Here is a 13507-nt window from a genome sequence, read left to right on the forward strand (position 1 = left end):
TTAAACCTAAATACAACATCAAAAAGGGCGACCAGGTGGTGGTAATCGCCGGTGATGACAAAGACCTGAAGAAACCACGTACGGTTTTAGAAGTAATTCTTGAAAAAGGTCGTGTTGTAGTTGAGGGCGCAAATATCATTACTAAACACACTAAGCCTAGTGCGCAAAACACTAAGGGTGGTTTGGTAAAAAGAGAGGCTTCTATAAACATCAGTAACGTGATGTTGTGGGATGCTAAAGCCGGCGCTGCTACGAAAGTAAAGCGTGACCGCCAGGAAGGTAAATTAGTTCGTATTGCAAAAAAATCAGGGGAGGTAATTAAATAATGGCTACCACTACTTATAAACCAAGATTAGCAGACAAGTACACCGCTGAAGTTGTACCTGCTCTAATGAAGAAATTTGGATACACTTCTATCATGCAAGCTCCTAAGCTGCTGAAGATTTGCCTTAACCGGGGTGTTAACGGCGCTGTATCTGACAAGAAACTTGTTGACGTTGCGGTTGAGGAGCTAACTACCATTTCTGGTCAGAAAGCTGTTGCTACAATGTCTAAGAAGGACATCTCGAATTTTAAGTTGAGAAAAAACATGCCAATTGGTGCAAGGGTTACTTTACGCGGCGTGAAGATGTATGAATTTCTTGACAGGTTTGTTTCTGTATCATTACCTCGTGTTCGCGACTTTAAGGGCGTTAACGATAAGGCTTTTGATGGTCGTGGTAACTACACGCTTGGTATTACTGAACAAATCATTTTTCCTGAAATTGATATCGATAAAGTAAACAGGATTACTGGTATGGATATCACTTTCGTGACATCTGCTCATACCAATGAGGAGGCCTACGAATTATTGAAAGAGCTGGGCATGCCATTTAAAAACGTAAAAAAAGACAACCAATAATATAGATTATGGCAAAAGAATCTGTAAAAGCCAGGCAAAGAAAAAGGGAGAAAATGGTGGCGAAGTTCGCTGAAAAAAGAACCGCTTTAAAAGCAGCCGGTGATTATGCAGGACTAGACCTACTTCCAAAAAATGCTTCTCCGGTACGTTTGAAAAACCGTTGCCAATTAACCGGCCGTCCTAGGGGTTACGTGGGCTACTTTGGACTATCAAGAAACGTGTTTCGTGATATGGCACTTAATGGTAAAATTCCGGGCGTAACAAAAGCAAGCTGGTAGAAGACCGCTCTCAGTCTTGCCCTGTAAAGGGCAGATGAAAGAAAGGATATCGCATTGTAACAACATTTTAAATTTTTCAATTACATAGAACAATGGTAACTGATCCTATAGCAGATTTATTAACCAGGATTCGTAATGCTCAAATGGCAAACCACAGAATTGTTGAAATTCCTGCAAGCAATTTGAAAAAGCGGATTACTGAAATATTATACGATAAAGGATATATTCTTAAGTATAAATTCGAGGATGATAACAAACAAGGCGTCATCAAAATAGCCTTGAAGTATGATGCTAACACTAAAGTGCCTGCCATTCGCAGCCTTGAAAGAGTTAGTCGTCCGGGTCTACGTACTTACTCTAAGCCAGCTGATTTTGAGAGAGTTCAAAATGGTTTAGGTATCGCAATCATTTCTACTTCTAAAGGTGTTATGACTGATAAAGAGGCGAAAGCGCAGAATGTTGGCGGAGAAGTTCTTTGCCATATTTATTAATCCCTGACCCCAAGGGGCCACAGAAGCCAAACAGTTGTTGATACATTAAGCCGACACTATACTAGGCTGACCGGTTAACAATACAACAATAAAGCAATAAAACAATAATTATGTCTCGTATAGGTAAACAACCAGTTGCTCTTGCAAGTGGTGTAACGCTTACGGTTGGTGGTGATAATACCATCACTGTGAAAGGACCAAAAGGAACCTTAACCCAGGCTATTGATAGGGATATCAAAGTTGAGGTAAATGGCTCTGAGGTTTTGGTAACTCGTCCTACTGACCAGATTCGTCACCGTGCAATGCATGGCTTATATCGCTCTTTAATCAGTAATATGGTTAAAGGTGTTAGCACAGGATTTACAAAGCAACTTGAATTAGTTGGTGTAGGTTATAAAGCAACTAACACAGGTAATACCTTAGACCTTTCTTTGGGTTATTCTCACAACATTATTTTTGATGTTCCTTCAGAAATTAAAGTAGTTACTGAAACTTTAAAGGGTCAAAATCCAAAGATTAATTTAGAGGGCAGCGATAACCAGTTATTGGGTGCTGTAGCTGCTAAAATTCGCAGTCTTCGTAAACCTGAGCCGTACAAAGGAAAAGGTGTTAGATACTCTGATGAATTCATCCGCAGAAAAGCTGGTAAAGCTGCTGGTAAATAATATTAATTTGAAAATTTGGAAATGCTCAATTTAAAAGCTGGGTGTTTCATTTCCAAATTTTCAAATTGTGACATTTTCAAATTCGGTTTCCCGGCAGTATCGGGAAATAAATAAAATAACAATGGACAAATTAATAAAAAGGCAAAAGATCAGGTATCGGGTTCGTAAGAAGGTTGCTGGTACATCTGCTAAGCCAAGGCTTTCTGTATTTAGAAGTAATTCTGAAATATACGCTCAGTTAATTGATGATACAACGGGAACTACTTTGGCTGCTGCTTCGTCAAGAGAAAAAGATATTGCTGCACAAACTGCTCCTAAAGTAGAGAAAAGTAAAATGGTTGGAGCTGCTATTGCGCGAAAAGCAACTGCATTAGGTCTAACTACATGTGTTTTTGACAGAGGAGGAAATCTTTATCACGGCCGGGTGAAAGCCGTAGCAGATGGTGCAAGGGAAGGCGGACTTCAATTCTAATTAAGAAAATGGCTCAATGGCTAAATTGCTCAATGTAAAGCCAGAGAGTGAATTATAAAAGCAGATTGAGCAATTTTCGAATTTTCAAATTTTCAAATTACAATGTCAAAAGCAATTTTAAATAAAGTAAAAGGCGCTGACCTTGAACTTAAAGAAAAAGTAGTAGCTATCAATCGTGTGGTTAAAACTACCAAGGGTGGTCGTACTTTTAGTTTCTCTGCTCTTGTAGTAGTAGGTAACGGAGCTGGTGTTGTTGGTCATGGCCTAGGTAAAGCAAAAGAAGTACAGGAAGCTATTACAAAAGGTATAGAAGATGCAAAAAAGAACTTGATTAAAGTTCCGATCATGCATGGTACTATTCCTCACGAGCAACTTGCAAAAGAAGGTGCTGCTTATGTTTTAATTAAGCCTGCCGCCCATGGTACTGGTGTACTAGCAGGGGGAAGCATGCGGGCTGTATTGGAAAGCGCTGGTTTAACAGACGTATTAGCCAAGAGCCTTGGTTCTGCAAATCCTCATAATGTTGTGAAAGCAACTTTTAAAGCTTTGGCCCTTTTAAGAGAGCCAATTCAGATTGCGAGAATAAGAAACATTAGTTTAAAGAAAGTATTTAGTGCATAATTAGTTTGAAGTTTCAAGTTAAATGTAGACCTGGAACCTTAAATTACAAACTGATAGATATGAAAAAAATTAAGATAACACAGGTAAAAAGTGGTATTGATAGAAACGAGACAGCTAAAAGAACTTTGATTGCTTTAGGCTTGAAGAAGCTCAATGCAAGCGTAGAGGTTGAAGCTACCCCTCAAATTTTAGGTATGGTGAGAAGAGCAGGACATCTTTTGAAGGTAGAAGAAGTGCAGGCTGTTGAGGCTGCAGCAACTGCTTAGTTTGAAGGATGGAGGGACTTTCTAAAAAAAATATAAAATTAAAGCGAGGGGAATCAACCCCGTAAGTAAAAATTAGATAAGATGAAATTACATGAATTAAGGCCGGCTAAAGGCGCAACCCATAAAGAAAAGAGAATTGGCCGAGGTGAAGCTTCCGGTAAAGGTGGAACTTCTACAAAAGGTAATAAAGGTGGACAAAGCCGTGCAGGTTATAAAAGTAAAATGGCGCATGAAGGCGGTCAAATGCCTATACAACGTCGTATTCCAAAACGCGGTTTTAAGAACCCACATCGCGTTGAGTATAAGGTTCTTAATCTTGGTCAAATTGACAATATCGTTGAGAAATACGGTTTCACCGAAATTAGTCCTGAAAACCTTTATATCAATGGTCTTATAGGCCAAACCGATTTGATAAAAGTATTAGGAAATGGTGAACTTAAGAGTGTAGTAACTTTTAGAGTGAACGCAATTAGTGAGAAAGCTAAAGCAGCTGTTGAAGCCGCAGGCGGAACAGTTGAAATTGTTAAGTAATTTTAGCGATATTTGCCAGACGCATCCGTGATGCGTCTTTTTTGGCTTTAGAGAGATTAACACCTACAACTCAATTTAAAAGTGAAAAAATTCATTCAAACTATTAAGAATATTTGGTCTATAGACGAATTACGTAGTAAAATTGTCGTTACACTGGCCCTGTTATTTACGTATCGTCTGGGAACTCATATTGTTTTACCGGGGATTAATCCAAACCTCTTAGCAAACGCCCAGGCAAATGCTGCAAATAATGGTTTACTCGGGTTATTCGACACTTTTGCAGGTGGAGCTTTTTCACAAGCTTCAATACTTGCTCTAGGTATCATGCCTTACATTTCTGCTTCTATTTTCATGCAATTGATGACAATTCTTGTTCCTCAATTACAAAAGATTCAAAAGGAAGGAGAAAGTGGTCAGAAGAAAATTAACCAGTGGACCCGTTATCTTACTGTTATTGTAACTGCTTTCCAGGCCAGTGCTTATGTTGCTTACTTAAATGGACCGGGTTATGCCGAGGCAATTATTCCTGCGTTTAAATCATATTTTGCTCTTACAACAATTGTTACTTTAACCGCGGGTACTTTGTTTGTAATGTGGTTAGGTGAAAAAATTCAAGACAAAGGTTTAGGTAACGGTACCTCTATCATTATTATGGTCGGTATCCTTTCACGTTTTCCTCAGGCTCTTATTCAGGAATTTGGAGCGAAGCAAACGAGAGGGGGTGGTGGATTATTGATTTTCCTAATTGAGATTGCAATCCTTATTGCCATCATCATGGGAATTATTATCCTTGTTCAGGGTGTTCGTAAAATACCAGTAAACTACGCAAAGCAGATTGTCGGTAATCGCCAGTTTGGTGGAGCAAGACAATTTCTTCCAATGAAAGTGAATATGGCTGGTGTAATGCCAATCATTTTCGCACAGGCGATCATGTTTTTACCTACTTTGTTTTCGTTCACTGAAAGCGGAAAAGGTATTGCACAAGTCTTCGGCGACCATAGTAACTTCTGGTATATGATTGTATATGCCGTTATGGTGATTGCTTTTACTTTTTTATATACCGCATTAATTTTCAACCCGAAGCAAATGGGTGAAGATCTGAAACGTAACAATGGTTTTATTCCAGGTGTTAAACCTGGTCAGCCTACGTCCGATTATATTGGTTCAATCATGGATAAAATCACTCTGCCTGGCGCTATTTTTCTGGCGTTAGTTGGTATTCTTCCAGGTTTTGCTCAAAGGTTGGGTGTAACGTCTACCTTCTCTTCGTTCTTTGGAGGAACCTCGTTACTAATCATGGTAGCTGTTATTCTCGATACATTGCAGCAGATTGAGACTCATTTAATGATGAGGCAATACGATGGATTGATGGATAGTGGCAGAATACAGGGAAGACAACAGTTGACTACTACTGCATCTGTTTAAGTTATAATAAATTTTAAATTTGAACCTGTTAGGAATGCTTCCTGGCAGGTTTATTTTTTACATGTCCAGAACAAGAAATATGGTGTTTTACAAAACGGAGGCAGAAATTGCCTTGATGAGGGAAAGTTGCCTGCTGGTTGGAAAGGTAATAGCTGAAGTGGCTAAATTTCTTAAAGCAGGTGTTACTACAATGCAAGCTAATAATATAGCCGACCAGGTAATTCGTGATAATAAGGCCGTTCCTAATTTTTTAAATTATCGGGGCTATCCTTACACTGCCTGTATTTCAGTAAATGATGCCGTTGTTCATGGCTTTCCTACCAATGACATTTTAAAAGATGGGGATGTGGTGTCTGTTGATTTGGGCGTTTTTAAGAACGGTTTTCACGGTGATAGTGCATATACTTTCGCCATAGGCAACCCGGGAGAAGACATCCTGAAATTAATGAAGATTACCAAACAGTCTTTATACAAAGGAATTGAAAAAGCGCATCACGGAAACCGAATTGGAGATATTGCATTTGCAATTCAGGATTATACGGAGAGGGCTCACGGGTACGGCGTAGTTCGTGAACTGGTAGGTCACGGCTTGGGAAGAAGTTTACACGAGGATCCCCAGGTTCCCAACTTTGGAAAAAGAGGGAATGGACCTAAATTGAAAGATGGAATGGTGCTGGCAATCGAGCCAATGATTAATCTTGGAGTAAAAGAGGTTTTTTATGATGATGACGGCTGGACTGTAAGGACTAAAGACCATAAGCCTTCCGCGCATTACGAACACAACGTTTGCATAAGAAAAGGAAAGGCTGATATCCTTTCTTCGTTTAAAGAAATTGAAGAGGCAGAAAAGGCCAACTCTAATTTATGTTCTGATTATTATTAATTCCCTATAAAAACCTTCTTCTTCGAAGGTTTTTTAATTTCTTACCATAATTGTTTTGGCATTTTTCCTGGTGATTTTTTTGTAACCGGCATTTGATCTTCACTCAATATCGTTGTGTCACTCACTTGTACTTTTATAACCAATATCGGCGAGCTATTGCCTTTACTGCGGTAGTAATAGCCCTTTTTAAATGAAAAAAAAACAGACATTAATAGTAATTGGAGGTGGCGCAGCTGGGTTTTTCTGTGCAGTAAACGCTGCAGGAGCTAACCCAAATTTGAAAGTAACAATAGTCGAAAAGACAAGTAAGCTGCTTTCTAAAGTCAGGGTAAGTGGCGGCGGAAGGTGTAATGTTACTCATGCCTGTTTCGAAATTTCTAATCTGGTTAAAAGATATCCCAGGGGTGCTAATTTTCTAAAGAAAACCTTTCATCAATTCAACACTACTCATTGCGTAAAATGGTTTGAGGACAGGGGCGTAAAATTGAAAACTGAAGCAGACGGAAGAATGTTTTCGATAACCGATAACTCACAAACAATAATAGACTGTTTATTAAGAGAAGCAGATAAATTTGGGGTAGAGGTTTTAATGAATGCAGATGTAAAAAGTGTAAGGCAAGAAGGAGAAACGGTTCGGCTTGAGCTAGCAGGCTTAAGAAGTCTTGCTGCTGATTATGTATGTGTTGCTTGCGGTGGATATCCTAAAAGTTCCATGTTTGATTGGCTCAAAGCGCTGGGGCATACAATTGAAGAACCTGTGCCTTCATTATTTACTTTCAATATGCCTGGTAATGCTATTACTAAACTAATGGGGGTATCAGTTGAAAAAGCGACAGTGAAAATTGTTGGCAGTAAACTATCAGATGAAGGGCCGCTACTAATAACACATTGGGGCATGAGCGGGCCGGCGATACTAAAATTATCAGCATGGGGTGCAAGAGAACTTGCCAATAGAAATTATCATTTCAATATTCTCATTAATTGGTTGAGTAACTACAACGAGCAAAGTTTGCGCGAAGAATGGCAATTATTACGAAATGAAAAATCTGCACAAAAGATAGGTAACCGTAACCCTTTTAATCTCCCCACCCGTCTATGGATTTATTTATTAAACGAGAGTGGGATTAATGAAGAAATCAGATGGGCAGACCTGCCAGGAAAAGAGCAAAATAGACTGATTAAAAACCTGACAGCCCAGGAGTTTGAGGTAAAAGGTAAAACAACCTTCAAAGAAGAATTTGTGACCTGCGGGGGAATAAAATTGACCGAAGTTGACGCAAACACGATGGAAAGTAGATTGGTGCCTCACCTATTTTTTGCTGGAGAGATCTTAGACGTTGACGGTGTAACGGGAGGTTTTAATTTTCAACACGCCTGGACGAGTGGATGGATAGCGGCCAAAGCGATTACCCAATTAAGTGAGTAGGTGAAGTGAAAAGGTAAAAGTATTAAGGCAAGCAGATAGACAATCGAAAAAAGTACGTAATTCATTCCCTCTTTTGATGCTTATAAGCTTTCATGTATTTTCCGATCGCTTTTAAATCCTCTTTAGAAATTTCATTTTCCTTAAATGACGGCATCACTCCTAATCCATGCCTCACTTGCATCTTTTTTATGAAGGAAGGAGCCGGATTCCAATTGATGTCGGGGCCTAAACCGCCTTCTCCGTCTGGGTGACATTTATCGCAATGCAGGTTATATAAAGCTTGTCCTTTTGCAATTTCGCTCGTAGCCGGTACAAAACTTCCCTTTAGCGGTTCACTTCTTCTTAAGGCGCAAGCTTCAAAGAGTAAAATGCAAATAAATATTGCAGTAACACGATTAATGTAAATTGTCATAAACCGTCCTTTGTTATTTTCCAAATCATTCCTGTTTGTTCCATTGGTATTTGTAAGTGGTTTTTTAAGATAATGGTACCATAGTCCACCACATACAAACTTGTTCCTGCAGGATCAAATTTCACTGAGAGCGGCCTCTCCAAACCTCCATTTTTCTTTTGAGATGCGGGTCCATTTTTATAGCCACGGTTTACCGCGAAATCCTGGATCACTCCATTGCTTACATTTACTCTCACTATCTTAAATCCAACCGGAGACATTACTTTACCAACGTCAGGGGCCATATCGCCAAATTGTGCCACAAAGGCTTCGCCTTCGTAACCAAATTTGCTTGTTTTCGAGAAATCAAATCCGTTAGAAGAAGAATGAACAGCGAAAATTGCAGTTGGCTTTGGAGGTGTATTTGGATATTTTGCTAATAACGGTTCTAACTTGCCTTTGCCTGGTGCATGAAATTCTTCATCGTTTATGATTGATTTGCCGGCGGAATAATCTGGCCAACCATACCATAGTCCATCTTTTATTTCCCATAGAACATCACCCGCTCCCCACACTGGTCTACTTCCCCGATCATCGTACGCGTTTTCGGTAACAAATAATTTACCAGCAGGAGAAAGCGCCAAACCATAGGGATTTCTAAATCCCCATGCTACGACTTCCGGATTACCTCCTGAAACAGGTATTCGAAGTATAGAGCCTGAGCATGGGCAGGTACCTTTAATAACCTGGCCAGAGACTGTAGTTGTTCCGAATGGAGAAAAGGCTCCGGTTGAGACGACGTCATTTTCTTCGGTTGTTAAAATATTACCTGTATTGAAATTTTTACCTGTTAAAGTGATGTCAGCACAAGGAATGTCATGAAATTTATTTTGCCGTAAAAGCCAACCGTAGTGGGCATTATCAATTCCTACAATGCCGGAATTTGTTGCAGTGCCAAGGCCGAAATAAATATAGCCTTCTTTAATAACAGGTCCATTTGTATGGTGATCTCCGATGGTTGGAAGATTACTAATTAAGGGAGTAATTTTCCCATCCATTGAAATTCTTAATATTCTACCGCCTTCCAATGCTCCGCCTTCTGCGATGTAAAAATTGCCCTGGTAAAAAGTAACTCCCGTCCATGGTCCGTTGTTAGTGCCTGTTGCCATGGTTGTAGTATTACCTCCCCGGTCGAGACGTAGCAACTTAGGAGACTTAAATACCTCGCCATAAGAGTACCCGGTTTCAATTACATACAAGTTTCCACTTTCATCAAAAGTAACTGCACTTGGAAACGTGAGGCCAGTTGACACTGGTTCTATTTTGTACCCTTTTGGCAGCGCAATATCCGCCACACTAACCTGCCTTGCCTGCACGGTTTTTATCTGCGCACCTCCTGTAGACTTCCTCATTTTGTAGCAGGAGGTATTAGACAACACTATAACAGTTAGAATAAATATTGAAGACAGCTTCATGTAGAAAGGTTTCTGATATTTTATGACTTAAAATATTTATACCAGACATACGAAAATTTAAGCATGTGTGATTTTGAAAATGAGACTTAATTAAGACTTTTACCCAGGCAAACCTGCCGGATTACACTAACTCATGTAGCTTCTGCATAGTTATAAAACAAAAGAGACTGTCTCGTTTTTATGAGACAGTCTCTTGTTATAATGTTAGCCTGAGTCTTATTGAATTAATAGACTTTCAGTTAAACTTTCATTATTAGAGCGTAAAGTAATTCTGTAGATCCCCTTGGTTATGTTGCCAGGCAGTACGATTTGCCTGTTCATGTAACCCTCAACTTTGATAGTTGAATTTTGTAAAGTTTGTCCCAGAGGATTTATTATCAGTAATTTATATGTTCCTGCAGTAAGACCATTTGCCTGTAAATTAATCGCTTTTCCAACTTGCTGCATTTTAAGTGTAGTGCTAATGTTTGTTTTAATTGCGATTATATTACTTAGCTCTTTGCGGTTTTTTTCGTTAATAGCCAACCTGTAATAATTGTTTCCTTTTAAAGGTGCGTTGTCAGTGAAGGTGTATTGGGAAATGATACCTGAGTTATTCTTAGCTGCAATGGTAGCTATAGTTGAAAACTGAATGCCGTTGCCTGAACGTTTTACTTCATATCCATCAATGTTTGTTTCTTGTGCTACACTCCAGGTTAATTGCACTTTTTCTTGTAAAGGCGAAGCTTTAAAGTCTTTAAGGACTACAGGTAATGCTGTGCTTGAGTTATAGGTAAAAAAGCTTTTGATAGTATACGGCTCTGTGCTACCTATTCTTGCAGTACCGTTATAGCCAGTGAAAGGATCTCCAAATCCTTCTGCTGACCGAGATACTGTGTTGCCGTCAATATAGGTTCCAACAAATTTCAGCATGATTACCTGTCCCGGTGTTAACCCTAATTCTGACTTTGAAAATCCCTTTCCATAAGAGTTGCCAGATACGTTTATAGCAAATGAATTAGCTTCTAATATAATGTAACTGCCTAAAAAATTTTGGAAGGAATAAAGTTTACCGCCTGTTTTGTCAAAGGCTATTGCAAAGTCAGGAGTAAAGGTGGTAGGGAAATTTAATACTGGATTTTGTGTTCCGCCTTGTGCAGAAGCAGCTTTGCCGTATTTGTCCAGCGTGGTGAAGGACGAAAGTTGGCTTGTGCTGGTTATTCCCCCAGTGGAAAAGGTGTCAATATAAAGAACAAGAACACTGTCGAAATTGCCTGTTCCTTTATTTAAAAAAATGGAGAAAGAATCCGGAGTGTTTACAACGTTTAGGGTGCCCTTACCCACCGGGCCTCCAAAATCAGCTTTGCCATTTCCCGGAAAAGATGTGGTTTGTGCAAATGTGGCTCCGGATGTAAGTACAAGAATAGCGAGTAAAACTTTTTTCATAAAGTGCTTAATTTAGAGGTTATTAATTAATAATTATTTTACGATCTCTAAGATAAAGCAAAACAAAAAAATTATCTATTAAGTTTTTAACAGAATTAGCAATTGTAAGAGAACTATTAATGCGGTAAAATTTAAATATTTTAGATAGTTGGATGAAGGAGATCTTTTATAAAAAGGTACCAGGCGTGTTTTTTATCGTATAGGGGTTAGAAAAATGTGTGCTTGGAAATGGAGAAGCAGGATATTTGGCTAGTCACAACCTTTTACAAACAAAGAGCTCTGGCAAGGGTTTTCGCCGGGCTTTAAGCGTGCTTGAGAAAAGCAGAAAGAATAACAGGGCAGTACTTTGATTAAAGAATAGAAGACAATAAATTGCTTGGATGATAGCACATGTTATAGAACATTTCAATAGCATTTGTAGCATGCCTAAAGAACTGGTTGCAGAGCTGGAGCGATTGGTTGAAATAAAGGAATTAAAGAAAGATGATTTTCTTTTGAGAGCAGGAAAAGCTTCTAACCACGCCTCATGGATATTAAAGGGTTTGGTAAGAAGTTTTTATTTAAAAAATACTGAAGAAATTACTACTAAGTTTTTATGGGAAGGTGCAACTATAACCTCGGTCTACAGCTTTTATACAAGAAAACCCGGAAATGAAAACATAATTGCGTTGGAAGACACTACACTGGCAATGCTTCGTTTTGATGATTTGCAGTATTTATATAAGAACTATCCGGCGTTTAATTATATAGGAAGGGTAATTACGGAGCAGTACTTATATATACTCGAAATTGAAGTGTACAACCTAAGGAAGCAAAAGGCCGAAGACCGGTACCGGTTTATTGTAAAGCACCTTCCTGACCTACTTCAGAGAGTTCCCCTAAAGTATCTCGCAACCTATTTGGGAATGAACCTTGAGACGTTAAGTCGTGTTAGAGCCCGGAAATAAAATTATTAAACTTTGACTTTTGTCGAATTCTTTTTTGAATAGAAGGAATTTGACTTTTATCAAATGCTTTCTTCCAAAACATCTATTTCTTTGATCGGGAAATACGAAAGTTTGTTTTATCACAAAGCGCTCGTTGGACTTTATATAGTGGAAGGCTGGTTGTATTAATTGATGCAGATAGCAAAACTGTACAAGGGAGTGACACAACAATGCATCATAGTAGTACACATGTTCGCTACATATCTCTCTACCATTATATACGCCATGGCACTACCGGCATGCGAAAAGGAGGGATGCGTAGTTTTAAGTGTTTTGCACTTGTAGCTTATCAACTCCGTATCTTATTTGGGTTTTAAAAAAGAAAGACCGGTTTTTCTCTTATTTACCCTTGTTGCATGTGGCTGAAGCGTTTTAGTTGAGACAATGGGCTTATACATATGTAGGTCGGAAGTTTCGTTTGCGCGTTGTTGCAGAAGTTTGCGAAGAACCTCGCCGGAGGCAATACTAACTGTATTTTGGGGCGCATAAAATATGGGAACTGGTAAATACTTTTTATTTTTGAGATAACGCCCCCTGGTCAAATTAGGTACAATAAAGGAGGGCATTAAACTTCGAATTAACACAGAACAGGCCGAAAGGATTAATTGTCTTATTATTAAATTCGTACAAGATTGGCTATCGTTACTTAAGCGCGTACTTTTCTAACCCACAAAAAATAAAAAAATGGATAGTATACCTGAAGCTTACGAAGCTGCTCCGCTTACCGTAAAAGTTGCCTCTCAACAAGAGTTTGATAAAATTCATCAATTCAACCACGAGACGTTTGCAGATGAAATACCACAACATCATAAACGGGAAGATGGAAAACTCGTAGATGCTTTTCATGAAAAGAATACATACATAGTTGCTTTAGAGGGTGAAGAGCTGGTAGGTATGGTTTGTTATAACGCTGTCCGCCCTTTTTCTCTGGATAAAAAGATGGATAATCTTGATGCTTATTTGCCCCCTCATAACAATTTAGTTGAAATAAGACTTTTTGCAGTTAAGAAAAATAAACGCAAACAGGGAATTGCGATAGCTATGCTAAAAAAACTCATTCCTTCTTTAATTTCTCAAGGGTACGACCTGGGAGTTATATCGGCAAGTTTAAAAGAATTAGAGCTATATCATAATATCGGAGCAGTTCCTTTCGGGTCATTAGTAGGTACAAAAGAAGTTCCTTACCAACCGCTCTATTTTCATATTAATAATTTGAAAGGCGCTTTTAAAGTAATCAATAGGTAAATACAAAGCATTCAATTTATTGCACC

The 13507-nt window shown here is 38.8% G+C and carries 17 protein-coding genes; 14 read left to right on the top strand and 3 right to left on the bottom strand.

Annotated features, from left to right (window positions below; genetic code table 11):
- The 12 genes from rplX to JWR87_RS05985 form a co-directional block, all read left to right on the top strand.
- A partial coding sequence (gene rplX, locus JWR87_RS05930; RefSeq protein ID WP_366090220.1) for a 50S ribosomal protein L24 occupies positions 1–326 on the top strand: 326 nt, incomplete at its 5' end.
- Positions 326–901 (top strand): 50S ribosomal protein L5, encoded by a 576-nt coding sequence (gene rplE / locus JWR87_RS05935; RefSeq protein ID WP_297816842.1) that lies wholly within the window; start codon positions 326–328, stop codon positions 899–901. The genes rplX and rplE, both read left to right, overlap by 1 nt.
- An 8-nt stretch (positions 902–909) precedes the next feature.
- On the top strand, positions 910–1179 hold the full coding sequence (rpsN, locus tag JWR87_RS05940) for a 30S ribosomal protein S14 (RefSeq protein ID WP_297816844.1): 270 nt from the start codon (positions 910–912) through the stop codon (positions 1177–1179).
- Between the two features lie 92 nt (positions 1180–1271).
- On the top strand, positions 1272–1670 hold the full coding sequence (gene rpsH / locus JWR87_RS05945; RefSeq protein ID WP_297816847.1) for a 30S ribosomal protein S8: 399 nt from the start codon (positions 1272–1274) through the stop codon (positions 1668–1670).
- A 110-nt stretch (positions 1671–1780) separates the two neighbouring features.
- Positions 1781–2335: a 50S ribosomal protein L6 gene (gene rplF, locus JWR87_RS05950; RefSeq protein ID WP_297816851.1), complete on the top strand. Its 555-nt coding sequence runs from the start codon at positions 1781–1783 to the stop codon at positions 2333–2335.
- Between the two features lie 121 nt (positions 2336–2456).
- On the top strand, positions 2457–2807 hold the full coding sequence (gene rplR, locus JWR87_RS05955; RefSeq protein ID WP_297816855.1) for a 50S ribosomal protein L18: 351 nt from the start codon (positions 2457–2459) through the stop codon (positions 2805–2807).
- Between the two features lie 102 nt (positions 2808–2909).
- Positions 2910–3428: a 30S ribosomal protein S5 gene (gene rpsE / locus JWR87_RS05960; RefSeq protein ID WP_297816857.1), complete on the top strand. Its 519-nt coding sequence runs from the start codon at positions 2910–2912 to the stop codon at positions 3426–3428.
- Positions 3429–3487: 59 nt separating this feature from the next.
- Positions 3488–3694 carry a 50S ribosomal protein L30 gene (gene rpmD / locus JWR87_RS05965; protein WP_297816859.1) on the top strand — a complete coding sequence of 69 codons (207 nt, stop codon included), beginning with the start codon at positions 3488–3490 and terminating at the stop codon, positions 3692–3694.
- A gap of 81 nt (positions 3695–3775) precedes the next feature.
- Positions 3776–4225 carry a 50S ribosomal protein L15 gene (rplO, locus tag JWR87_RS05970; protein ID WP_297816862.1) on the top strand — a complete coding sequence of 150 codons (450 nt, stop codon included), beginning with the start codon at positions 3776–3778 and terminating at the stop codon, positions 4223–4225.
- Positions 4226–4306: 81 nt separating this feature from the next.
- Complete coding sequence (secY, locus tag JWR87_RS05975; RefSeq protein WP_297816864.1) at positions 4307–5650, top strand: preprotein translocase subunit SecY; 1344 nt, start codon at positions 4307–4309, stop codon at positions 5648–5650.
- A 19-nt stretch (positions 5651–5669) separates the two neighbouring features.
- On the top strand, positions 5670–6533 hold the full coding sequence (gene map, locus JWR87_RS05980; protein WP_297816866.1) for a type I methionyl aminopeptidase: 864 nt from the start codon (positions 5670–5672) through the stop codon (positions 6531–6533).
- A gap of 190 nt (positions 6534–6723) precedes the next feature.
- Positions 6724–7959, top strand: a complete 1236-nt coding sequence (locus JWR87_RS05985; protein ID WP_297816869.1) for an NAD(P)/FAD-dependent oxidoreductase — start codon at positions 6724–6726, stop codon at positions 7957–7959.
- A gap of 61 nt (positions 7960–8020) precedes the next feature.
- On the opposite strand, the gene JWR87_RS05990 is transcribed toward JWR87_RS05985, so the two are convergent.
- The 3 genes from JWR87_RS05990 to JWR87_RS06000 all read right to left on the bottom strand — a co-directional run bounded on the left by JWR87_RS05990 (position 8021) and on the right by JWR87_RS06000 (position 11250).
- Positions 8021–8371, bottom strand: coding sequence for a cytochrome c (locus JWR87_RS05990; RefSeq protein WP_297816871.1), 351 nt, complete (start codon positions 8369–8371; stop codon positions 8021–8023).
- Positions 8368–9825 (bottom strand): PQQ-dependent sugar dehydrogenase, encoded by a 1458-nt coding sequence (locus JWR87_RS05995; RefSeq protein WP_297816873.1) that lies wholly within the window; start codon positions 9823–9825, stop codon positions 8368–8370. The genes JWR87_RS05990 and JWR87_RS05995 overlap by 4 nt, the downstream gene beginning before the upstream one ends.
- 216 nt (positions 9826–10041) lie before the next feature.
- Positions 10042–11250: a hypothetical protein gene (locus JWR87_RS06000; protein WP_297816874.1), complete on the bottom strand. Its 1209-nt coding sequence runs from the start codon at positions 11248–11250 to the stop codon at positions 10042–10044.
- Between the two features lie 380 nt (positions 11251–11630).
- Between JWR87_RS06000 and JWR87_RS06005 the strand changes: the two genes are divergently transcribed.
- Both JWR87_RS06005 and JWR87_RS06010 read left to right on the top strand, forming a co-directional pair.
- Complete coding sequence (locus JWR87_RS06005; RefSeq protein ID WP_297816877.1) at positions 11631–12197, top strand: Crp/Fnr family transcriptional regulator; 567 nt, start codon at positions 11631–11633, stop codon at positions 12195–12197.
- Between the two features lie 723 nt (positions 12198–12920).
- Positions 12921–13481 carry a GNAT family N-acetyltransferase gene (locus JWR87_RS06010; RefSeq protein ID WP_297816879.1) on the top strand — a complete coding sequence of 187 codons (561 nt, stop codon included), beginning with the start codon at positions 12921–12923 and terminating at the stop codon, positions 13479–13481.
- The last annotated feature ends 26 nt before the right edge of the window (positions 13482–13507 follow it).

Origin of the sequence: Segetibacter sp. (assembly GCF_025963695.1) — a bacterium.
Classification (GTDB): domain Bacteria; phylum Bacteroidota; class Bacteroidia; order Chitinophagales; family Chitinophagaceae; genus Segetibacter.

Bases quoted from the DNA above. Each gene is read 5' to 3' on its own strand.
- rplR (WP_297816855.1), top strand. From the start codon at position 2,457: ATGGACAAATTAATAAAAAGGCAAAAGATCAGGTATCGGGTTCGTAAG.
- JWR87_RS06005 (WP_297816877.1), top strand. From the start codon at position 11,631: ATGATAGCACATGTTATAGAACATTTCAATAGCATTTGTAGCATGCCT.
- JWR87_RS05990 (WP_297816871.1), bottom strand. From the start codon at position 8,371: ATGACAATTTACATTAATCGTGTTACTGCAATATTTATTTGCATTTTA.
- rpsE (WP_297816857.1), top strand. From the start codon at position 2,910: ATGTCAAAAGCAATTTTAAATAAAGTAAAAGGCGCTGACCTTGAACTT.
- rplO (WP_297816862.1), top strand. From the start codon at position 3,776: ATGAAATTACATGAATTAAGGCCGGCTAAAGGCGCAACCCATAAAGAA.
- rplF (WP_297816851.1), top strand. From the start codon at position 1,781: ATGTCTCGTATAGGTAAACAACCAGTTGCTCTTGCAAGTGGTGTAACG.
- rplE (WP_297816842.1), top strand. From the start codon at position 326: ATGGCTACCACTACTTATAAACCAAGATTAGCAGACAAGTACACCGCT.
- JWR87_RS05995 (WP_297816873.1), bottom strand. From the start codon at position 9,825: ATGAAGCTGTCTTCAATATTTATTCTAACTGTTATAGTGTTGTCTAAT.
- JWR87_RS06000 (WP_297816874.1), bottom strand. From the start codon at position 11,250: ATGAAAAAAGTTTTACTCGCTATTCTTGTACTTACATCCGGAGCCACA.
- JWR87_RS06010 (WP_297816879.1), top strand. From the start codon at position 12,921: ATGGATAGTATACCTGAAGCTTACGAAGCTGCTCCGCTTACCGTAAAA.
- JWR87_RS05985 (WP_297816869.1), top strand. From the start codon at position 6,724: ATGAAAAAAAAACAGACATTAATAGTAATTGGAGGTGGCGCAGCTGGG.
- rpsN (WP_297816844.1), top strand. From the start codon at position 910: ATGGCAAAAGAATCTGTAAAAGCCAGGCAAAGAAAAAGGGAGAAAATG.
- rpmD (WP_297816859.1), top strand. From the start codon at position 3,488: ATGAAAAAAATTAAGATAACACAGGTAAAAAGTGGTATTGATAGAAAC.
- rpsH (WP_297816847.1), top strand. From the start codon at position 1,272: ATGGTAACTGATCCTATAGCAGATTTATTAACCAGGATTCGTAATGCT.